The sequence below is a fragment of the Halobacillus amylolyticus genome (assembly GCF_022921115.1).
In the GTDB taxonomy this organism is placed as follows: Bacteria; Bacillota; Bacilli; order Bacillales; family Halobacillaceae; genus Halobacillus_A; species Halobacillus_A amylolyticus.
In genome coordinates, this window is sequence record NZ_CP095075.1 from 3,731,303 (window position 1) to 3,751,907 (window position 20,605).

General features: G+C 40.1%; 19 protein-coding genes and 2 pseudogenes. 14 read left to right on the forward strand and 7 right to left on the reverse strand.

Annotated features, from left to right (window positions below; genetic code table 11):
- Positions 1-35 precede the first annotated feature (35 nt).
- The 4 genes from MUO15_RS18775 (at position 36) to MUO15_RS22285 (ending at position 4,180) form a co-directional block, all read left to right on the forward strand.
- Entirely contained in the window at positions 36-1,220 is a 1,185-nt protein-coding gene (locus MUO15_RS18775) for a galactokinase (RefSeq protein ID WP_245031725.1), read from the forward strand.
- Positions 1,211-2,206, forward strand: coding sequence for a UDP-glucose 4-epimerase GalE (galE, locus tag MUO15_RS18780; protein WP_245031726.1), 996 nt, complete (start codon positions 1,211-1,213; stop codon positions 2,204-2,206). Before MUO15_RS18775 ends, galE begins: the two co-directional genes overlap by 10 nt.
- 14 nt (positions 2,207-2,220) lie before the next feature.
- Positions 2,221-3,735, forward strand: a complete 1,515-nt coding sequence (gene galT, locus MUO15_RS18785; protein WP_245031727.1) for a UDP-glucose--hexose-1-phosphate uridylyltransferase — start codon at positions 2,221-2,223, stop codon at positions 3,733-3,735.
- Between the two features lie 289 nt (positions 3,736-4,024).
- The gene (locus MUO15_RS22285) at positions 4,025-4,180 is read left to right on the forward strand and encodes a DUF7685 domain-containing protein (RefSeq protein WP_449727967.1); all 156 of its coding nucleotides are present in this window, start codon (positions 4,025-4,027) and stop codon (positions 4,178-4,180) included.
- A gap of 76 nt (positions 4,181-4,256) precedes the next feature.
- Here the strand turns inward: MUO15_RS22285 and MUO15_RS18790 are convergent, their stop codons facing one another.
- The gene (locus tag MUO15_RS18790) at positions 4,257-6,908 is read right to left on the reverse strand and encodes an MMPL family transporter (protein WP_245031728.1); all 2,652 of its coding nucleotides are present in this window, start codon (positions 6,906-6,908) and stop codon (positions 4,257-4,259) included.
- On the reverse strand, positions 6,905-7,357 hold the full coding sequence (locus MUO15_RS18795; protein ID WP_245031730.1) for a MarR family winged helix-turn-helix transcriptional regulator: 453 nt from the start codon (positions 7,355-7,357) through the stop codon (positions 6,905-6,907). The genes MUO15_RS18790 and MUO15_RS18795 overlap by 4 nt, the downstream gene beginning before the upstream one ends.
- Positions 7,358-7,605: 248 nt before the next feature.
- Here MUO15_RS18795 and MUO15_RS18800 point away from each other — a divergent pair, with 248 nt between their 5' ends.
- Positions 7,606-7,878 (forward strand): AbrB/MazE/SpoVT family DNA-binding domain-containing protein, encoded by a 273-nt coding sequence (locus tag MUO15_RS18800; RefSeq protein ID WP_245031731.1) that lies wholly within the window; start codon positions 7,606-7,608, stop codon positions 7,876-7,878.
- Positions 7,879-8,014: 136 nt separating this feature from the next.
- A pseudogene (locus MUO15_RS22255) lies at positions 8,015-8,181 on the forward strand (peptide ABC transporter ATP-binding protein); the annotation flags it as partial.
- A gap of 31 nt (positions 8,182-8,212) precedes the next feature.
- Here the strand turns inward: MUO15_RS22255 and MUO15_RS18810 are convergent.
- Positions 8,213-8,383 (reverse strand): hypothetical protein, encoded by a 171-nt coding sequence (locus tag MUO15_RS18810; protein ID WP_245031732.1) that lies wholly within the window; start codon positions 8,381-8,383, stop codon positions 8,213-8,215.
- 637 nt (positions 8,384-9,020) lie between these two features.
- Here MUO15_RS18810 and MUO15_RS18815 point away from each other — a divergent pair.
- From MUO15_RS18815 to MUO15_RS18835, 5 genes and pseudogenes are all read left to right on the forward strand, one after another.
- Complete coding sequence (locus MUO15_RS18815; RefSeq protein ID WP_245031734.1) at positions 9,021-9,260, forward strand: glycoside hydrolase 64/thaumatin family protein; 240 nt, start codon at positions 9,021-9,023, stop codon at positions 9,258-9,260.
- Positions 9,261-9,605: 345 nt separating this feature from the next.
- Positions 9,606-9,812 (forward strand): annotated as a pseudogene (locus MUO15_RS18820) (MFS transporter); the annotation flags it as partial.
- A 261-nt stretch (positions 9,813-10,073) separates the two neighbouring features.
- Positions 10,074-11,000 carry an LCP family glycopolymer transferase gene (locus MUO15_RS18825; protein WP_245031736.1) on the forward strand — a complete coding sequence of 309 codons (927 nt, stop codon included), beginning with the start codon at positions 10,074-10,076 and terminating at the stop codon, positions 10,998-11,000.
- A 73-nt stretch (positions 11,001-11,073) separates the two neighbouring features.
- Entirely contained in the window at positions 11,074-11,484 is a 411-nt protein-coding gene (locus tag MUO15_RS18830) for a VOC family protein (RefSeq protein WP_245031738.1), read from the forward strand.
- Between the two features lie 75 nt (positions 11,485-11,559).
- Entirely contained in the window at positions 11,560-12,435 is an 876-nt protein-coding gene (locus MUO15_RS18835; RefSeq protein ID WP_245031739.1) for an NAD(P)-dependent oxidoreductase, read from the forward strand.
- An 89-nt stretch (positions 12,436-12,524) separates the two neighbouring features.
- On the opposite strand, the gene MUO15_RS18840 is transcribed toward MUO15_RS18835, so the two are convergent.
- Positions 12,525-12,953, reverse strand: a complete 429-nt coding sequence (locus MUO15_RS18840; RefSeq protein WP_245031740.1) for a YkvA family protein — start codon at positions 12,951-12,953, stop codon at positions 12,525-12,527.
- Between the two features lie 123 nt (positions 12,954-13,076).
- On the opposite strand from MUO15_RS18840, the gene MUO15_RS18845 reads away from it, so the two are divergent.
- Positions 13,077-14,996 carry a YecA family protein gene (locus MUO15_RS18845; protein WP_245031741.1) on the forward strand — a complete coding sequence of 640 codons (1,920 nt, stop codon included), beginning with the start codon at positions 13,077-13,079 and terminating at the stop codon, positions 14,994-14,996.
- 88 nt (positions 14,997-15,084) lie between these two features.
- Here the strand turns inward: MUO15_RS18845 and fdhA are convergent, their stop codons facing one another.
- Positions 15,085-16,299 carry a formaldehyde dehydrogenase, glutathione-independent gene (gene fdhA, locus MUO15_RS18850; RefSeq protein ID WP_245031743.1) on the reverse strand — a complete coding sequence of 405 codons (1,215 nt, stop codon included), beginning with the start codon at positions 16,297-16,299 and terminating at the stop codon, positions 15,085-15,087.
- Between the two features lie 365 nt (positions 16,300-16,664).
- Between fdhA and MUO15_RS18855 the strand changes: the two genes are divergently transcribed.
- Positions 16,665-17,567, forward strand: a complete 903-nt coding sequence (locus MUO15_RS18855) for an EamA family transporter (protein WP_245031744.1) — start codon at positions 16,665-16,667, stop codon at positions 17,565-17,567.
- Positions 17,568-17,668: 101 nt separating this feature from the next.
- On the opposite strand, the gene MUO15_RS18860 is transcribed toward MUO15_RS18855, so the two are convergent.
- Positions 17,669-17,917, reverse strand: a complete 249-nt coding sequence (locus MUO15_RS18860; RefSeq protein ID WP_245031745.1) for a GlsB/YeaQ/YmgE family stress response membrane protein — start codon at positions 17,915-17,917, stop codon at positions 17,669-17,671.
- A gap of 274 nt (positions 17,918-18,191) precedes the next feature.
- Here MUO15_RS18860 and MUO15_RS18865 point away from each other — a divergent pair, with 274 nt between their 5' ends.
- Positions 18,192-19,097: an acetamidase/formamidase family protein gene (locus tag MUO15_RS18865; RefSeq protein WP_245031746.1), complete on the forward strand. Its 906-nt coding sequence runs from the start codon at positions 18,192-18,194 to the stop codon at positions 19,095-19,097.
- Positions 19,098-19,178: 81 nt separating this feature from the next.
- On the opposite strand, the gene MUO15_RS18870 is transcribed toward MUO15_RS18865, so the two are convergent.
- A complete protein-coding gene (locus MUO15_RS18870) occupies positions 19,179-20,546 on the reverse strand; it encodes a TrkH family potassium uptake protein (RefSeq protein ID WP_245031748.1) in 1,368 nt (455 codons plus the stop codon).
- Positions 20,547-20,605 lie beyond the last annotated feature (59 nt).

Here is a 20,605-nt window from a genome sequence, read left to right on the forward strand (position 1 = left end):
ATGGAAAAGCGACCTTAAGGGAAAGGATTTTTGCCATGCTAGAAAATTTAATTGGTGAGTTTAAGAAGGTTTATGGCAGTAAGGAAGACGTCTGCTCGTTTTTTGCTCCTGGACGTGTGAATTTAATAGGAGAACATATTGACTACAATGGCGGCCATGTATTCCCATGCGCTCTCAGTCTGGGTACATATGCGCTCGTCAGGAAAAGAAAAGACTCACAAATAAGAGTCTTTTCAAAAAACTTTTCCGAAATAGGGGTGATTCGTTCAGATCTATCAACTATTCAATATGAAGAATCTAATGACTGGGCAAATTACCCATTAGGAGTTATCGATATTTTACAAAAAGAAAACTATCGAATTGATCATGGAATGGATATCTTATTCAATGGAAATATCCCTAATGGCGCTGGTCTATCATCATCCGCTTCAGTTGAATTAGTGATGGGAGTTGCCCTTAATAACCTATTTCAGTTGAATATCGATCAGGTGGATCTCGTCAAATATTGCCAGCGAGCTGAGAATGAATTCATTGGTGTCAGTTGTGGGATTATGGATCAGTTTTCTATTGGGTTAGCGAAACAGGATCATGCAATTTTGTTGAACTGTCAAACACTTGACTATCAACAGACGCCGATCCAATTAGATGAAGAAGTACTTATCATTGCTAATTCCAATAAACGACGAGGGTTAGCTGACTCAAAGTATAATGAACGAAGAGCAGAGTGCGAACAGGCCTTGGCCGACTTGAAAGAAACACTTGATATTCATTCTCTCGGCGACTTAAGTATCGATGAATTTGAGAATAACAAACACCTTATCAAAAATACAACAGAACTCAAAAGAGCCAAGCATGCGGTTTATGAAAATCAAAGAACCATTGAAGCTGTTCATAGGCTTAACAATGGCGATTTGATTGGATTTGGCCAGCTTATGAATGAATCACACGTATCTCTGCGGGATGACTATGAAGTCACGGGAAAAGAGCTCGATGCCCTTGTCGAGGCAGCATGGGAAGAAGGGGCCATTGGTGCGCGAATGACTGGTGCAGGTTTTGGAGGCTGTACCATTAATATTGTGAAAAAGACGGAAGAGGATCACTTCATCCAAAAGGTAGGAAAACGTTATAAAGATAAAGTTGGGTTAACAGCAGACTTCTACGTTGTGGAAATCGGAGATGGAGCAAAACAGCTGGAAGGAGGCGAAAAAGTATGGCAATAATGGTATGCGGTGGTGCTGGATATATTGGAAGTCATGCAGTGGCGGAGCTATTATCCAAGCGTGAAGATGTTATTGTCGTTGATAATTTACAAACAGGTCATCAGGAGGCACTGTTAGAAGGTGCGGATTTCTATCATGGCGATTTAAGGGATCAAAATTTTATTAATGAGGTTTTTGAACAAAATTCAGTTGAGGCAGTCATTCATTTTGCAGCAGATTCACTTGTAGGAGAAAGTGTTCAAGATCCCTTAAAGTATTTTGATAATAATGTGAACGGAACTATTTCACTGTTAAAAGCAATGAACAAATACGATGTTAAGAATATAGTATTCTCGTCTACCGCAGCTGCTTATGGCGAACCAAAGCAAATACCTATTCCCGAAGAATCACTAACAAATCCGACGAACCCTTACGGTGAATCAAAGTTGGCTGTAGAGAAGTTACTGTATTGGGCTGAACAAGCCTATGGTCTTCGTTACACGATTTTCCGCTACTTTAATGTAGCAGGTGCCGATTTAAAAGGAAGGCTTGGTGAGGATCATGAACCTGAGACCCATTTGATCCCAATCATTCTGCAAGTGGCTTTAGGTAAAAGAGATCACATTGACATTTATGGGGATGATTACGATACACATGATGGGACTTGCGTAAGGGATTATATTCACGTCAAAGACCTAGTGGATGCTCATCTGTTAGCTGTGGAATCACTAGAAAAGCATAAACAAAGCAGGATTTATAACCTAGGAAACGGTAGTGGTTTCTCTGTAAAAGAGATAATTGAAAGCGCCCGACGTGTGACTGGTAAATCAATACCTGCGCGGATTGCACCCCGGCGTGCGGGAGATCCGGCAAATTTGGTAGCTTCACCGGCTAAAGCGATTGAAGAGTTAGGTTGGAACCCTTCCCACTCTAGCATTGATGAAATGATAGAAAGTGCATGGAAATGGTTTCAAGACCATCCTAATGGATATACCAACTTAGCCTAAGGGGGTGGATAGTTATGAATATTTTCCAATCGATGAATAAAATGATTAATTATGGCCTGAATCAAAATTTAATAGAGGTTTGGGATATAGATTACGTGCGGAATCAATGGCTCGACTTATTTCAATTAGCTGAATTTGATCCTGATGAAAGTTTTGTAATGGATGTAACGATCACAGATCCTGTACCGATTTTGAACGATATGCTCGATTATGCCGTTGAAAAAGGAGTCATTCCGGAAAATACTATCACAGATCGTGACTTATTTGATCCGCAAATTATGGATCAAATGATAGCAAAGCCTTCGGAAATTATTAGGCACTTTTATAAATTATATGAAGAAGGAAGTCCTAAAGCTGCTACTAACTACTATTATCACTTATCACAAGCATCCTATTACATTCGTACAGACCGGATTGCCAAAAATCTGCACTGGTATTCACATACGGAATATGGGGATTTAGAAATTACCATCAATCTATCTAAACCTGAAAAGGATCCAAAAGTGATCGCCGCTTCTAAGAAAAATGCCGCCATTACTTACCCTAAATGTCTGCTCTGTAAGGAAAACGAAGGGTATGCAGGACGGTTGGATCATCCTGCGCGGCAAAACCATAGAGTAATTCCAATAATGCTTGAAGGGGAGCGGTGGTACCTTCAATATTCTCCGTATGTCTATTACAATGAGCATTCGATTGTTTTCTCAAGCGACCATCGGCCAATGAAAGTTTCACACGATGGATTTAGCAGATTGTTAGATTTCGTTGATCAATTTCCACACTACTTCATTGGATCTAACGCTGACTTGCCAATTGTCGGCGGTTCGATATTGAGCCATGACCATTTTCAAGCTGGCCATCACATATTCCCAATGGCAAAGGCTGAATTTGATGAGATTTTTGAAGTCGCTGGCTTTTCTCGAACAAAATTTGGCATAGTTAACTGGCCGATGTCAGTCATCCGCTTGCAGGGTACGGATAAATCTGAAATTGCGTCGTTTGCAGCCTATATCCTTAAGAAATGGAAAGCCTATAGCGATCCAGCTGTTGAGGTCCTTGCGGCTACGAATGACGAATCTCATCAAACGATTACACCAATAGCAAGAAGCAGGGACGGTTTGTTTGAATTGGACCTGGTGTTAAGGAATAATAGAACAAGTGAAGAACACCCCATGGGGATTTTTCACCCTCATGAACATGTTCATCACATCAAGAAAGAGAATATCGGCTTGATAGAAGTGATGGGATTGGCTGTACTTCCGGGCCGTCTAATTGAAGAAATGGATCAGTTATTAGAATACATGGTAAATAATGATTTACACGTGGCCTCTGAAGATGAGAAGACGGCTAAACATCTGGATTGGGCTAAGGGAATCATTGCGAAGTATCCCTCTGTTACGAAAGAGGATGGTAGAAAGATATTAGATCATGAAATAGGGATAAGGTTCGCTGAAGTATTGGAACATGCCGGGGTGTTTAAGAGAACGGAACAAGGGAGAGCGGCATTTATAAAGTTTATTCGAACATTATAAAAAAATTGTATTGTAAAAAGGAGCCTCCTAATCGGGAGGCTCCTTAAGTTCGTATGGGCGAGGGCGGCTTTCATAATTTCTTGGATAAAAAGTACAATAATTGGCTGATTGTTCGGATAGGTAGTTTGAAAAACAAGTTATGCACCGGATTTTTTCGTGGAATTGACGGTTAGGTTAAGGCGAAGATGTAATAATGGCGAGTCGAGATTAAACGAAGTGAGCGCTATACTTACGCTATAAACATTGAATCAAATCACGGGGAGTAAATGTTATGAGTCATTATGAAAATATGAGCAGATTTGAAAAGGAATCTTTAACTAACTACACTGTGCCTTGCTGGAAGTGTAAAGAACAGGTAGATGAACATGACATTATAGCTGTGACGGATGGAAGAACGTCATGGATGGAACTATGTCAGGACTGCTATAATTTTTATCTTTGTTAGGCGAAAAGAAGTACGTGGATTAAAAGAATAAAAGACTCACCACTGAAGTGAGTTACTTCAGTGGTGAGTCCTACATCTAATGTTTTTTCTGTTTGAACGGCCACCACACACCATTACCAAAAGAAACCGTAATAGCTGGAATAAGCAATGGAAGGATAATTAATCCATATAGCAGCAGGCCTGTAATAACGATCGTTGCAATTTGAATTAAGCTTAATACGCCTGATGGCATCATGGCACCAAATGTACCTGCGAGTATAATTGCTGCTGTAATAACAACCGTACCCATTTTTGCCATTGAAATCATCATGGCTTCTTTGACATCTATTTTTGCCTCTTCATTGAAGCGGTCGAGCAAGAAGATAGAATAGTCGACACCTAATGCGACGAGCATGACAAACCCGAAGAAAGGGACTGCCCATGTGATCCCATCATAGTTTAATAGGTTAACGAATATTTTCTCTGCAATGGAAACAGATGTGTAATAAGTTAACAATAAGGATCCAATCATATAGAGCGGCATAATCATCGACCGGAATAGAACGGAAAGTACGATGAATAAACCGACAAGCATAATAACCATCGTTCTAGTAAAATCAGCTTGGGATATTTCTGATAGATCTTCGTTTGTACTTGAAATGCCACTATAGGCCACGGTCATATTTTCAAGAGGCGTTCCTTCTACTTGATCTTTTACTGTCTCTTTAATGGCTTCAGTTGTATGGATCGCTTCTTTTGAGTAGGGATCGTTGTTTAAGACAACCTCAAGCATAATGCCCTGTTTATTATCGAAAGAATAACGGTCAATGGCTGGCATGAAGTCTTCACTATCAAGTGTGCCCTCTGGAATAAACACACCTGTTTCACGAAGAGAATCGGATTCTCCCATAGCTCTGACAATTTCTTCTGCATCGCCTAGACCCGACTCAATTTGATTCAGCCCTTCCATTGCGGCATCGATTCCACCAGCTAGTTCTGTCAGTGCGTCTTTCATCACACCAATTTGACTAGCTTGCCCTTGGATACTCGAAGAGGCTCCAGCCAGGGATTGTTGGACTTGCCCGAGTTGCTGCTGAACTCGTGCTAATTGCTGTGAAGCTTGAGCAATATTACCTGTCTGCCCGAGGCCTTGGTTAATCACAGCAAGCTGATCATTAATTTGCCCAAGAGCATTTGCAGCTTCACCTAGTCCGCCTGTATTGGCGCTTGGCCCTGAAGGAAGCTGAGCGGACATGTTTTCTAGGCCTGCCTGAATTTCAGATAATCCGGATTGGGTATCTTCAATGCCTTCACGTGATTGCTTTAGCCCATCTGCTACTTGCTTTAATTGACTGTCGGCATACAAATCATCGATAATTTCTCCTACGGGCCTTGTAATGGTCCGAATCGAGTCAACATTTTCATTCTTCACAATTTCCGAACTCAACTCTTCAACATAAGGAATGACATCTCTAGTAACGAGTTCTTCATCACTTTTAATAATGATGTTTAGTGGAAGAGATTCTCCTTTTCCAAAACCTTCTTCTATTGCATTTAATCCTTTTACAGAATCATAACCATCACCGATTTCATTAACTGTATTGAATGATAATTGTCCATTATAAGTGAGCAAAAATGGAACCGTAATGATGGCAACAATAACTAATGACCAAATGGGTCTATAGACAGAGAAGCGGCCGAGCAACGTCCATAATTTACTGTCTTTATGTGAGGCGGACTTTTTGGATGGCCAAAATAACTTTTCTTTCAAAACAGCCATAAAAAATGGAACAAGTGTGTATAACACAATCATGAGTACGGCTATACCAACAGCTACGCCCACTGCTGATTTAAAGATCGTAAATTCTGCAAATCCTATTGCCAGGAAACCGATAAAAACAGCAACGCCACTGATAACCAATGTGCGTCCAGCCGTTTTATACGTATTGATAATCGCTGTTTCAGTCGAATGACCTTGAGAAAGTTCTTCCTTATACCGACTTAGCAGTAGAATACAGTAGTCTGTTCCGATTCCGAACAAGACAGCTACCAGGAATATTTGTGTGTAGTTCGAAACAGGGAAACCGAACCAGTCGATGAAAAAGGATACGAGTGACTGACTTAATAAATAGGTAACCCCAACAGCAACAAGTGGAATAAATGGCGTGATGATCGAACGGAACACAACGAGCAGCAGGACAAAAATAAGAACAACGGTAATGATTTCAGTTCGTTCCAAGCCTTCTTGACTACTCTCGTTTACATCCTGGTTGATGATGGCTTGACCTGTAACATAAGCTGTTATGTTTTCCGGTATTAGATCTGAATTAATTTGATCGGCAAGCTCATTTATTTCTTCACTCGTTCCATCAACTGTAACAGGAACCAAGATGGTTTTCTCATCCTCTGAAACGAGTTGACCCTTCGTTTCTTTATTTTCATAAGGCGCAACTACATTTGTAATCGGGCCTTCCAGTTCCTTTAGCTGGTCTACAGTGGAAGTAATGGTTTGCTTTGTGTCTTCATTTGCCGGTTCATCTAGCGCAAAAACAAGCGAAATCGTTTCATCGTTTGCACCAGCTTCTGCTAAAATTGCTGCAGCTCTTTGTGAATCGGTATCTTTAGGTAATTGTAGTGTACCTGCTTCTTCTGCTTGTTCAGTTAGATTAGGTGAAAAAATGAACAAAGCAGTAGTTACTATAATCATGGCTACAGCAATGAGCCACTTTAACCTTAATATAACCTTCATTTCATCTCATCCTCAACTTTCAAAATCGTTCTCACTTTATTGAATATGCGAATAAACTCATCAATCTCGGAATCTTTAAGTTCATCGGATAGTAGATCTTCTATGTGGTGTGAGATTAATTCATTCGATTGGTGAATGACATCTCTTCCTTTATCTGTTAACGAAATTGTTTTACCTCGCTGATCTTCCTTCGAATCAATGACTTTTACGAGACCATTTTGGCTCAATTTCTTCACCCTATTTGAAACAGCACTCTTATGGACTCCTTGCAGTTCTGCCAATCTTCCAGGTGAAACCTTTTCCACTTTGGATAAAATTTGCAGCATATGAATTTGCTCAGGGGAATAAAGATCATAAATTTCATGTTCAATCGATTTGATGATTCGTTCTGTACCGTAAATCATCACATCTTTAAATAAATCTACTGCCTCATCTAATCGTTTGTTCACTATAAAACCTCCCGATGGAAATTAGTTTACACCCTAAACTAACATGTATAGTTTACACCCTAAACTACATAGAAGCAACCATTCAATAAGCCAGTTTGGATTGAGAACTTTGAAAAAATGACTGATCTAAATAGAGTTAGAAGATGTGTTAATTCATCATCAGCTTAAGATATGTTAGACTGAGATCTAAAGAAAATAGAGCATTGAGAAACTATAAAACTATTAATAGCTGTTAGGGGTTGAAATGTATGAAAAGTACAGGTGTAGTAAGAAAGGTAGACGAACTTGGAAGAATAGTCATACCGAAAGAACTTCGTCGTACGTTACAGGTGGAAGAGAAGACACCGCTTGAAATTTTTGTTGAAGATGAAAAAATTATTTTAAAGAAATATAAGGCGAGTAAAGAATGTGCTATTACTGGAGAAATCAGCGATGATAATCGTGAGTTTGCAAATGGGCTTGTTTTGAGCCCGAGAGGTATTGAACTGTTAAAACAAGATTTAGAAAAGGTTGTTAATTAAGAGCTTTTACCAGCATAGAATTAGCATAGTTAATTTACGAAGAAACCGCTCTTGATGGGCGGTTTCTCTTATGACTTTTATTTTGTTTGAATTTAGTGAAAGAAGTAACTTTAGGAGATTTAGATTTAGCAAGTGAGGCATGACGATGGTTGTTGTTACACTCGAAATAGGGTTTGCCCGCATGGTAGGAGATCGTGTTATTTTCATGGATGAAGGAATTGTGATGGAGGAAAACACCTCGACAAAATATTCGGTGAACTAGATAACCCAAGAACCAAAGAAATCCCGAGTAAAGTACTATAAGTGAAAAAATACCAATAAAAGCCATCTCGAGTCATCCAATATTTTCAAATCCGAAAAATGGCACGGCCCAGCTGACCCCGCCATAGTTTAGCAGATTGATGAAGGTCAATTCTGCAATGGAAACAGATGTGTAGTAAGTGAGCAAAAGAGAACCTATCATGTAAATCAGCATGATCATCGAACGGAATAAAATCGTAAGCACAATGAATAATCCGATTAGGATAATGATCATCGTTCTAGTGAAGTAGTTTTTGGATATACCTTACATATCATCATCATTTGGTGTACCTTTCGCTTGATCTTGTACAGTTTCTTTGACGGTTTCAGTAGTATTCAATGGCTTCTTTTGAATAAGGATCGTTCTATAGAATTACCTCGATTTTAATTCCTTTCTGGTTAGCAAAAGAATAACGATCGATCGCTGGAATTCCTCGTTATCAAGGGTGCCTTCAGGGATGAATATGCCAGTTTCGCTTAGCGAATTTGATTCCCCTATAGCTTTCGTAATATCTTTAGCTTCTTTAATACCAGTTTCAATTAGTCACATTACCTGACTGTTGAAGGCTTTGATTAGTGACAGTAAGCTGCTGATTTATTTAGTTAGGGCATTAGTAGCTTTGCCTAGGTCATTTGTATTAGTTGTCGTAATTTTAGTCCTCTATATTTACATAAAAATCAAAAGCTATTATACTATTGGGATCTTAGGGGTGGTTTTGATTTGTTGCTAGTTAATTGAGTTAAGGTTTTTTTGTTACATAGTAAGTAACCCTTGTTAATGGAAAAGTAAATAGAATTTAAATAAGACAGAATTTAATGATTTTAGAAAAGGATGACAAAAAATGAAAAAATTAGGTCAAATTACAGCTGCTTTATTAATGGTAGTCGTGCTAAGCTTTGGAGGTTTTGTTGGATCTAACTTCATAAATACTGTGGAGGCTTCGTCAACCGGTAATATTATCGGATCAACCTCCTTAGGAAGCGATTGGCAATCTGGACGCACTGGATTCCAGGCAGGCTGTGCATTCTCAGAGTGGCTAGGCTTATTTGAATGCCACTCCTCACAGGTGCCTTGGAGATAGTTTCCTTTTATGGATTCGAATTCATACAGAAGCGATTAGAGAAGTAACGAATTAGTTCCCAGTTAGACTGTGCAACTGAAGAGTGGCTAGGTGTTAAAATGCCCTCCCTAAGTAGATAAAGCCGAACAATATACATTTGTTGTTTTGTTCGGCTTTTGTCTATTATCTATAAATCACATAATCTTTTAAACCACATCTCAAAGAACTTATTGTCAGGATCACGATTATTCGTAAATCTCAGTTTTGAAGCAGCCTTTTTAGAAGTTGTAAAAGCCTAATATTTTCCTTTTAACCTTATCATCTTTTTGGCTACATAAACCGTAATATTCTCGACTCTTTAGCACACCGGCAGCCTTCGCCTCACAAACCATGAGTTTATGGTTCCTATCTAATGCGGCGGGACAGGCTATGAACGCCCTGCTTGTAAAGCTTTATAATATTGATACGGAAGTTGCTTATTTTGATATCCTTGGTGGCGTTTCTGTGCTATTAGGAATCATCCTGTTTACTTTTGCACCTAGGATTTCAAGGTTAATGAAGGGTGTTAACTAATTCTTTACTAAAAACGGCCGTCCCTTGTGAGGATGTATCCCAAGGGGCGGCTCTTTTATGTAATAAAAAAGGTCACTGATCCATCTTTCCTAAAAAGACCCCTTTTTACATCTCCTACAAGCTTAATCTCTTTTAAATAAATTTTTGCAAAATAAAGAGAAACGTGTAAAAATAAAGAGTCAGATCGATTGTAAAAATGTGTCTAAAAATACGAGAGTATGATTATATATAAATTGAAAGAGTAGGAAGGAGTGTACAAAAATGGCAACGAGGAAAGCTAGGCGTAAAAAGAAAAAAAAATGGCTATGGATATCCTTAGCAGTTGTCTTGCTTGTAGCAGGCGGTGGAGCTGCTTATTTATATTCCGTTTATCACAATGTGAAAACGACCGTTGATGATGAAATCCATAAGAAAGTTTCTGGAATTGACCATAAAGTGACGAAGAAGAAAATGAAAGCACAGGAACCTATCAATATTTTACTGCTTGGAGTAGATGAGCGTGAGAATGATAAAGGTCGCTCGGATACAATGATTGTCATGACGCTTGATCCTGCAAATAACCGTATGCAAATGGTCAGTATTCCAAGAGATACAAGAACAGAAATTGTTGGAAGAGGGATTGATGATAAGATCAACCACGCCTATGCATTTGGCGGCAGCGACATGTCTGTCAATACGGTAGAGAATTTTCTCGATATTCGTTTAGATTATTATGTTCGCATGAATATGGATGGGTTATCGCAAATGGTAAATACTGTTGGCGGGATTACAGTGAACAATGACTTTGCTTTTTCACAAGGAGGTTATAACTTTCCAAAAGGGCAGATTGAGCTTGGCGGAAAAGAAGCTCTTGCCTGGGTTCGTATGCGGTATAATGATCCTCAAGGAGATGCTGGGCGTAATGAACGTCAGCGTCAAGTTATCCAAGGTGTGATTGATAAGGGGTCAAACATTAATATTGTGAATAATATTGGTTCAGTGATGGATGTTCTTGGGGAAAATGTAGCAACGAATATGAGATTTGAAGATATGCGCAATTTAGCGATGAATTACCGTGATGCAAGAAAAAATATAGAAACCTATCAGATGACAGGAAGAGGCACGCGGATCAATGATATTTATTATCTTCAAGTACCAGAATCGGAAGTACAGAAAACACATGATATGATCAAAGAATATAGTTCTTAAGAAAAAGGGAGGCTTCGCCTTTCCTTTTTTTTCATGATAAAATATAGAAAACCAATAAAGGAGAGTCTACCAGATGAAAAAGCAAGCCAATCCATATTTCACCTTTAATGGATATGCAAGAGAGGCACTGGACTTTTACAAGCGTGTGTTTGATGGAGAAGTAACAGATATTCAGACTTTTGGGGAAGCTGATTTTGACACACCGCCGGAAGCAGATGAGAGAATTATGCATGCTCGTTTTACAAAAGAGGGCCTTTTCTTTATGGTTTCAGACACGTTCCCTGGAGGTGCCTCTGAGGCGGGCAGCATGATTTCTTTGGCGTTAGAGTTGGACAGTGAAGATGAAATTAACAAAATTTACAATCGTTTAAGTGAAAGTGGCACGGTGCATATGGAACTTCAGGACACATTCTGGGGAGCGACGTTTGCTAAGGTAAAAGACTGCTTTGGCGTGACTTGGGATTTAAACTATCAAAAATCATAAACTTTTAGAATAGAAGGCAAGGCTCAAAAGGGTGGAGTCCTGTTTTTTAACTACATATAGAGGAGAGGATATGAAATGGCAGAGTTGAAAAGTCCGACAATCGGCTGGATTGGTACAGGTGTAATGGGGCAAAGCATGGCAGGACGTTTACTACAAGCCGAATACAATGTAAATGTATTTACACGTACCTCTGCGAAAGCACAAGAACTGCTTGAACTAGGGGCAGGGTGGAAGAATAGTGTAAAGAGTCTAGCAGAAGAGTCTGATGTGATCATCACGATGGTCGGTTATCCATCCGATGTTGAAGAGGTTTATTTTGGCGAAGATGGACTTTTGCAAAATGCTCCAGAGGGTACATATATCATTGATATGACGACGTCTTCTCCGGAACTAGCAGTGAAAATAGATCAAGAAGCTAATAAACGTAGTATACACGTCTTGGATGCTCCAGTTTCTGGTGGTGATATTGGAGCAAAACAAGGAACACTTTCCATCATGGTTGGTGGTGAAGAATCAGTCTTTCATGACGTTCGCTTCCTGTTTGATCTGCTAGGAAGCCAGAATGTGCTACAGGGTCCAGCAGGTTCAGGACAATTTACAAAAATGTGTAACCAAATTGCGATTGCTTCTAATATGATGGGGGTTTCCGAGTCGTTAGTCTACGCTGAAGCGGCTGGACTTGATCCGAATACCGTCCTTGAGAGTATTAGTGGAGGTGCAGCTGGGAGCTGGTCATTGAGTAATCTAACTCCACGGGTAATTAAAGGGGATTTAGAACCAGGGTTTTATGTAAAACATTTTATTAAAGATATGAAAATTGCTATTGAGTCAGCGGAGAAAATGGAACTCGATCTTCCAGGCTTGAAACTAGCCAAGCAATTATACGATCAAATCTCCTCAGATGGATACGCCAACAGCGGTACCCAAGCCCTCTATAAATATTACAAATAACTGATGATGATGGTATAAAGTTCCACCTCAGGTCATCCAAATTATGGATGACCTGAGGTGCGTATAAATGTAAGCACCAGTCGCTATGTTTAGTTGTTTAGTGGTTGGTGTTTTTTGTTGGGTTCTTTAGCGAGCCAGCGTTTATAAGTTTGCAGATCTGAGTTGACTTGTTTAATGACTAAATTAATAATGTAGACGTCATCAATTAGCCCGGCTACAGGAATGAAGTCAGGGATCGCGTCAAGCGGCATAACGAAATAGAGTACTCCCCCAAAGATGGCAACAATCGATCCTTTAGGTGCTTTTTGATAATCGCCCTTGACCCAGTCTCGTACCATTTGAAACATAAGCTGAAGCTCGTTCCACACCTTCGACAGCGGACCTTGACGTTCCTCTGATTTTTCTTGTGCCTGTTCAATGATTTGTTTCGTTTTTGCAGGATTTTGAATGAGTGTTCCTGCCCGCTGCTTCGTTTTCTCAAAGAGCTTTCGTGCTTTGCTTTCTTCAGATTTTTTCATGATAGGGACCTCCGAATTTGTGTGCTCGTTTTTTGGTGAAAGGTAATGAGCCTTGTTTTTTTCCTTTTCCTCTAAAACCTTTATAATAAACTTAAGGGAGTATAAGAGGAGAGGAGATTTTATATGGAAAAGATCGGTAGAAATGATCCATGTCCTTGTGGAAGTGGAAAGAAGTATAAGAAGTGCCACGGCAAGACAAATGTCATCGAATTCCCTTCGAGAAAGGTCGAAGAGGAACTAGATCGTTATCTTCTGCAATTTCAAGATTATATGTACGACAATTACCCCCAATTATTTCCCCAAAATAAGGCTGCATCTCAAGAAGAAGAGGTCGAGCATTTTATCCGACTCTTATATAAGGGATTATTTATGCCACAGGCTGATGGTCAAACCGTGTTTCAACACTTTTTTAAGCAAAAAGGGAAATCGATTGTCCGTCCGGCAACTGCAGATGCTTTGGCGTCATGGGGAAATTCAAATGCTAGTATCTTCCACTATTTAAAAGAGGAAACTAGCGGACTAGTGCATGTTGAGGATGTGCTAAATGGTGGCGAATACAAAGTGGGAAGAGAGAGAATTCCGCTTGATAATGAAGACATGAAGAGGGTTCCATATTATATTGGGATCGTAATGAATTGGGGTACATTTCATAATTTTATTCCTTTAGCGCTGCCGAACACGCAAGCGGGCTATGATTATTATATCTCGAAATTAGAAACGGATTTCAAAGCACAGTCAGAATCTGCCACGATCGGTGACTTTTTACATCAGACCTTTTTAAACCAGTTTCCTAAATGGCTCTATATGGAAACTCCAGACTCATCGGATTTGGCTTGGAATGGAACTCCACAGCAGCTTGGAGTATTAAAACTTCTTGACGAACACGTAGACGCTGAAGATCAACGGTATGAAACGTATGAACTGCTGAAAAACCTGTGGATAAAGTTTTGTGAGGAACAAGCACCGATTATTAGAAAACCAGCTGTGTTTGCAGCGACGCTGGAATATTTTCTTCATGAAATGCCTTATTTAGGCGGGGAACAAACGGTTACGCAAAAAGAAGTAGCCCAAAAATATGGGGTTAGTCCAAATAGCATTTCTAAACGTTATCAAGAAATAGAGGAATTCTTTTTTGAACTCTTGCAGAGCAAAAAGTATGGTGATAGTAACCCTCAATTGCAATACTATGTGAAAACGAGTGCGCACAAGGACATCGAAAGGCATACGTACGAATTGAATAAAAAGGTGGAGCAGATGAATTTTAGTTCAACCGATGAGATTAATGATTATATGAACCATCATAGGAACGACCCTTTTATCCCTTCTAATGATAAACAGCGTGCGCAAGTAAAGGCGTTTGAAGCTTATGAAACGAAGGATGAGGAAAAAAAGAAAAGGTTAGTCGATGAAGTTTTGGAATTGGATGAAGGGAATGTGGACGGTCTCGCTCTACGGGCCCATTTTACGAGTGCAATAGAGGAAAAGGTGCTTTTTGTCTTAAAGGCTATCAATTCGGGGTATCGCCGTTTGGGTGTTGAACAGCCTGATACAGATGTCGCTCTTTGGCAAATCGTGGAGGCACGTCCCCTGTTAAGGGCTATAGAGTTTTTGGGAGAATTATATGAGGAAAATGGAGAGATGGAACAGGCGATCGAATCCTATGAGGATCTCATTGAACTGAATCCAAATGATAATCAAGGTATTCGTTCTCGATTAATTCCACTTTATTTTCAAGAAGAAAGATATAAGGATCTCCAGTCATTACTTGATCTGTTCCCCGATGAAATTTCAGCGGAAAAGCTGTTTGCGGTTTCGTTGTTAATGATTCGGTTAGAAATGGATGCCGACGATATCACGGCACAATTAAAAATGGCTCATTCCAGAAATGGGTTCGTATATTCACTGCTCACTGGCAAGGAATCGATGCCAGAAAGGCTTCCTGAGCAGTTTACACTTGGTTCATTTGAGGAAGCTGTCACCTATGTTCACCGTAACGGTCACCTATGGAAGCCACACCTCCATCACTTTGAGACAATTTTGTAATGGAAATGAATGTAAGACCTGAGGTGGAGGAAAATGGAAAAACCTCCCTCGCTTATTTTATACGCGAGGGAGGTTTTATTATTGCTGATTAGCTTTTGAGTAATCCGTGAGGGTCGAGCACAAACTTCTTAGGAACACCACTGTCAAATTCGCTGTAGCCTTTTGGTGCATCTTCAAGTCCGATTACTGTTGCGTTTACGGCTTTAGCAATATCAGCCTTACCACTCAAAATGGATTGCATCAGTCCGCGATGATATTGCATGACTGGAGTTTGCCCGGTGACGAAGGTTTGAGCTTTTGCCCAGCCTAAACCAAAATTTAGTTTCAATGCACCTTGGCGGGCGTCTTCATCAGAGGCACCTGGATCTTCCGTGACATAAAGACCGGGAATCCCGAGTCCGCCGCCTGCCTTTGTCGCCCCCATAATGGAGTTTAATACAACAGCAGGTGCTTCCTCATGACTGTGACCGTGTGCTTCAAAGCCAACACAATCAACGGCCGCATCTACTTCGGGAACACCTAATATTTGTTCAATTTGTTCGGAAATATTATCATGCTTGCTTATATTAATGGTTTCACAACCAAAGCTGCGTGCCTGCTCAAGTCTTTCTTCAATTAAATCACCAACAATGACAACGGATGCACCAAGGAGCTGGGCAGAGTGTGCTGCTGCTAACCCAACCGGACCAGCCCCTGCGATATATACGGTTGAACCTATTTTGACACCTGCTGAATAAACGCCGTGAAATCCAGTAGGAAAGATATCAGAAAGCATTGTTAAGTCGAGCATTTTATCCATCGCTTGATCTTTGTCAGGAAACTTAAGCACCTGGAAATCAGCGTATGGGACCATGACGTATTCGGCTTGTCCACCTACCCATCCGCCCATATCGACATATCCGTAAGCAGAACCAGGGCGGTCAGGGTTTACGTTTAAGCAAATGTGTGTTTTTCCTTCAATACAGTTTACACACCGTCCACAGGCGATATTAAATGGAACAGAAACGAGATCGCCTTTGTTTACGAATTCAACATCTCTTCCCGTTTCAATCACTTCACCGGTAATCTCATGGCCAAGGACCAACCCTTCCGGTGCTGTTGTGCGCCCGCGAACCATGTGCTGGTCACTTCCACAAATGTTAGTAGAAACGACTTTCAAAATCACACCATGTTCGCATTTACGGCCAACGTTTGCCGGATTTACACCTGGTCCATCTCTTAGTACAAGTTCTGGAAAATCAATGTCCTTAACAACTACATCACCATTACCGCTATATGCAACTGCGCGGTTATTTGTTGCCATACGTAGTCCTCCTTTATTAATCTCATGGCATAGGGACAGGTTAACACTTAGCTAAGACGTAAGAGACAAGTAGTCACTACATAATCTCAATGTATGATGATTGCCAGATTGTGAGAAGCAGGAATCTTAGTCGAATATGTATGGATCTATTTGTAAGTCGGTAGCTAGATTTTACAAAACATTCACACAAAAAGATGTACAATAATAATACCCTAATCCAAAAGCCTTAAACATATTAACTGAGAAAAAAATCCACCTCAGGTCATCCATTTTATGGATGACCTGAGGTGGATTATATTTACAAATTCGCTGTATGAAGTATGTTAAAATTGAAGCGGCTAATTTTATGAAGCGTGGTGATGTGGATGAGTAGGAAAAAAGGGATTATTTTTGTGCTGTTAGGTGCGGCAAGTTTCGGGTTCACTCCTGTTTTCGTGAAACTAGGCTTCAGACAGGGTTATTCTTTAGGAGAAATTAATATCATCCAAATGCTTATCGCATTTGTTGTGCTTTGGGGGATGGCTTTAGTCGTACGTGCAAAGGTAACTGGATTGCGTCGAAAAACGGTGCTGAAGATTATGACTACGGGCACCTTTGTGGGGTTAACAAGTATTTTTTATTATGGAGCGATTCAGCATCTGACAGCTTCCTTAGCGATTATTTTATTATTCCAGTTTGTATGGATAGGGATTTTTTTTGAATGGGTATTTAACAAAAGAAAGCCGACATTAGTTACGATTTCTTCAATGATTGTTACACTGATCGGTGTATTTTTTGCTTCGAATATTTTAAGTAATGGAGTGATTGAACTTCCGGCCCTCGGTCTTATGTTTGGTATGTTATCTGCTTTTACGTATGCTGGATTTATTTTCTTCAGTGGTCAAGTGGCTGTAGATGTTACGCCATGGATTCGCAGCCCAATGATGGTAACAGGATCTTTAATCTTAGTCATCATTACATTTATGAAGGATATTCCTTCGCTGCCACTTGGAGATCTAGACTTGTGGGTCGTGGGAGGGGGAGTGGCTTTCTTTGGAGCCGTTATCCCACCGCTGTTCTTTGCTTTTGGTTCACCTGGATTATCAGACGGATTGGCTAATGTACTTAGTGCGATTGAATTACCTGTCGCACTTATATCAGCCAACCTTATCCTTTCAGAGTCGATTACAGTTTTGCAATGGCTTGGGGTTATTTTCATCATTGTCGCTATCTTCCTTAACAACATGCGAGGAGCTACTAAATCAACTCAACTGGAGAAACGCAGCTAGCTGAAATTAATGTGGAATTTCCTGGATGACCTGAGGTGGAAGTATTATCCACGAAAAAGCCCGCTAATCGAGTTAAGGTTTAGTGGGCTTTTTCGGTGCTATCATTTTCTAGTGCTGCGCATGATTAAACTCAGAATAAAAATAAAAATGATGGCTCCTATTAACGCAGGAATAATGGCTATTCCAGCTACACTAGGACCAAAAGTACCAAGTAGTTCTCCGCCAATCCAGGCGCCGCCAATTCCAGCGATAATTTTGCCAATAATTCCACCTGGCATATTTTCACCTATGATGAATTTGGCTGACCAACCTAATATGCCTCCAACAATCAAATATACTATTAAACCCATCAGTAGGTCCCTCCTAAGTTTTAGACTTCTCGCTTGTTGATAAATTTTGAAACCTTTTATTCCGGCTTGAGGTCATTCTACTCTATACACTCGTCCCTTATGCAAAGTAATCTCATCCTCAAATTCTGGATAATATACCCACCTCAGGTCATCCATTTTCTGGATGACCTGAGGTGGGTTTTTATAGGATTATTGAACTTAGGGCAAATCTAGCTAATATTGTCTAACAATTCTGGTAGAATGAGAATTAATGAATAGGAAAGGGTGAAATACTATGGTTCATACATTAGCTAAAGAGTCGTTTGTCTATGCAATGAGTAAGGAGAACAAGCCGGCATTAAAGGTTACTGCAGGAGAGCAGGTGGTGATTGACACGTACGATTGTTTTGAAAACCAGATCCAATCAGAGGATGCTTCGTTTACTAGTATTGATTGGGAGCGAATTAACCCAGCGACAGGTCCTGTTTATGTTGATGGTGCACAAACAGGAGACATTTTAAAAGTAAAGATAGATCATATTGAGCTTGGAGAACGAGGAGTAATGGCTACGGGGCCAAAGCTTGGTGTAATGGGGCATCGAATAGAAGACTTTCAAGTGAAAATGGTTGAAATCAAAGGAAATGAAGTAGTCTTTAATGATAACATCTCCCTTCCCTTACAGCCCATGATAGGCGTCATTGGTGTTGCCCCAGAAGATGAGGCAGTGTCTTGCGGGACGCCAGGTGCACATGGAGGTAATATGGATACGAAGCTCGTGACTACTGGGGCGACACTTTATCTTCCAGTTTTTCAGGAAGGCGGATTATTTGCCTTGGGCGATTTGCATGCAGCAATGGGTGACGGTGAGGTATGTGTGTCAGGTGTAGAGATTCCGGCAAAAGTGACGGTTACGCTGGATGTGATTAAGGGGCACTCGATTGACTATCCTTTTATTGAAAATGAAGCGGGGGCAGCCTCGCTTGTTTCAAGAGAAAGCTTGGATGAAGCATCAGACCTTGCTGTGGAAAAAATGATTGATGTACTTCAGCCGCAAACAGATTTATCGTTAGCGGAGTTTACGATGTTAATGAGTGCAGCAGGTGAGGTGCAGGTGAGTCAAATTGTCGATCCATTGAAAACAGCTCGCTTTTTTGTACCGAGAAGAGTATTAGATGGATATGGTATTAAGCTGTTTAAGTAAAGTTTTGGTTGTATAATTTACATTACCTTCCACCTCAGGTCATCCAGAAAATGGATGACCTGAGGTGGAATTTTTATGGGTTTATCCTATAATCATAGGTTCTTTCGGGTAGTGGTAATTATCTTTTCTGACTTTTCCTCGTAAGATAAATAGGAAGGAGAAGATTCCGATTCGGCCAATGAACATAAGAGCAATGATGATCAGTTTGCCTGCGGTTTGAAGTTCTGAAGTGATCCCCATAGATAGCCCGGTTGTTCCGAATGCCGAGGTTGCTTCAAAAATTATCTCTACTAAAGTGAACTGTGGTTCGAAGTAATTTAACATCACAATCGCCAGACCACAAATAACTGTAGCCGTATTAATAACGATAAACGAGCGAAAAATGTCCTGTGGGTCAATTTCTCTTCTAAAGATTCGAACATTACTTTTTCCACGAGCATATGCAATCACACTTAACAAAGTAATCGCAAAGGTTGTTGTGCGAATCCCTCCTCCGACACTGCTTGGAGAAGCCCCGATAAACATAAGCACACAGATTACTAGCAGCGTAGGTGTAGTAAATTCACTAACATCCATAGTAGCAAGGCCACCATTTCTAGTCGTCACTGATTGAAAAAGAGAAAAGAACAAAGACTCCTGCCATGTCTTTTCCGCGAAAAAGTGGGTACGGTCAAACAAATAAATAAGGATAGCCCCTGCTACAACTAATGCTGCAAAGGTTACAGAAGTCAATTTCGTAAATAACGAGAATTGAACACTGTTGTCATGGCGGCGAGTAAGGTAATCTTTCATTTCGATTAATACAGGAAACCCAATAGCACCAAGTGTTAACAAGAGCATATTTATGAATTGAACAAAATAATCATTCTCAAACATAACAAGTGATGAACCGGTTATATCAAAACCGGCATTGGTTGTGGCGCTCACTGATGCGAACAACCCTTGAACAAAGGCCTCTCCTGTAGTTGGAAAATAGTTCGTAAAATAAATGCCCAGTAGGAGAGCACCGATTAGTTCAATGACAACGATAATGATTAGGATTTGTCTTATAAGTTTTACTAGTCCAGAAAAAGTGGTGCGATTTTGATCTGTTTTTATAAGCTGCCGGCTTTTAAGACCAATTTTCTTGCCAAGTAATAACCATATAAAAGTACCTAATGTCATTACACCAATTCCGCCGAATTGAAGAATGAACATGAGTACAAAGTACCCAGCCGTGTTGAACGTTTCCGCTGTTGATACGACAGATAACCCAGTCACACTCACAGCACTGACACCCGTGAATAAACTATCAATAAAGCTTAAGTGGACTCCCTCTCTATGTAAAAACGGGAGGCTTATAAGCAGTGTTGATAGGAAAACAGCTGAAACATAGAATAGAACAATGATTTGAAAAGGTGATAGACGATCAATAAAATGACGTTTAAAAATGGGGCTGTTACGCGACATCGATATTACTCCTCACTAAAACAAAACCTATGTAGTGGATTCTATATATAAAATGACGA

Bases quoted from the DNA above. Each gene is read 5' to 3' on its own strand.
- MUO15_RS18775 (WP_245031725.1), top strand. From the start codon at position 36: ATGCTAGAAAATTTAATTGGTGAGTTTAAGAAGGTTTATGGCAGTAAG.
- galE (WP_245031726.1), top strand. From the start codon at position 1,211: ATGGCAATAATGGTATGCGGTGGTGCTGGATATATTGGAAGTCATGCA.
- galT (WP_245031727.1), top strand. From the start codon at position 2,221: ATGAATATTTTCCAATCGATGAATAAAATGATTAATTATGGCCTGAAT.
- MUO15_RS22285 (WP_449727967.1), top strand. From the start codon at position 4,025: ATGAGCAGATTTGAAAAGGAATCTTTAACTAACTACACTGTGCCTTGC.
- MUO15_RS18790 (WP_245031728.1), bottom strand. From the start codon at position 6,908: ATGAAGGTTATATTAAGGTTAAAGTGGCTCATTGCTGTAGCCATGATT.
- MUO15_RS18800 (WP_245031731.1), top strand. From the start codon at position 7,606: ATGAAAAGTACAGGTGTAGTAAGAAAGGTAGACGAACTTGGAAGAATA.
- MUO15_RS18815 (WP_245031734.1), top strand. From the start codon at position 9,021: ATGAAAAAATTAGGTCAAATTACAGCTGCTTTATTAATGGTAGTCGTG.
- MUO15_RS18825 (WP_245031736.1), top strand. From the start codon at position 10,074: ATGGCAACGAGGAAAGCTAGGCGTAAAAAGAAAAAAAAATGGCTATGG.
- MUO15_RS18830 (WP_245031738.1), top strand. From the start codon at position 11,074: ATGAAAAAGCAAGCCAATCCATATTTCACCTTTAATGGATATGCAAGA.
- MUO15_RS18835 (WP_245031739.1), top strand. From the start codon at position 11,560: ATGGCAGAGTTGAAAAGTCCGACAATCGGCTGGATTGGTACAGGTGTA.
- MUO15_RS18840 (WP_245031740.1), bottom strand. From the start codon at position 12,953: ATGAAAAAATCTGAAGAAAGCAAAGCACGAAAGCTCTTTGAGAAAACG.
- MUO15_RS18845 (WP_245031741.1), top strand. From the start codon at position 13,077: ATGGAAAAGATCGGTAGAAATGATCCATGTCCTTGTGGAAGTGGAAAG.
- fdhA (WP_245031743.1), bottom strand. From the start codon at position 16,299: ATGGCAACAAATAACCGCGCAGTTGCATATAGCGGTAATGGTGATGTA.
- MUO15_RS18855 (WP_245031744.1), top strand. From the start codon at position 16,665: ATGAGTAGGAAAAAAGGGATTATTTTTGTGCTGTTAGGTGCGGCAAGT.
- MUO15_RS18860 (WP_245031745.1), bottom strand. From the start codon at position 17,917: ATGGGTTTAATAGTATATTTGATTGTTGGAGGCATATTAGGTTGGTCA.
- MUO15_RS18865 (WP_245031746.1), top strand. From the start codon at position 18,192: ATGGTTCATACATTAGCTAAAGAGTCGTTTGTCTATGCAATGAGTAAG.
- MUO15_RS18870 (WP_245031748.1), bottom strand. From the start codon at position 20,546: ATGTCGCGTAACAGCCCCATTTTTAAACGTCATTTTATTGATCGTCTA.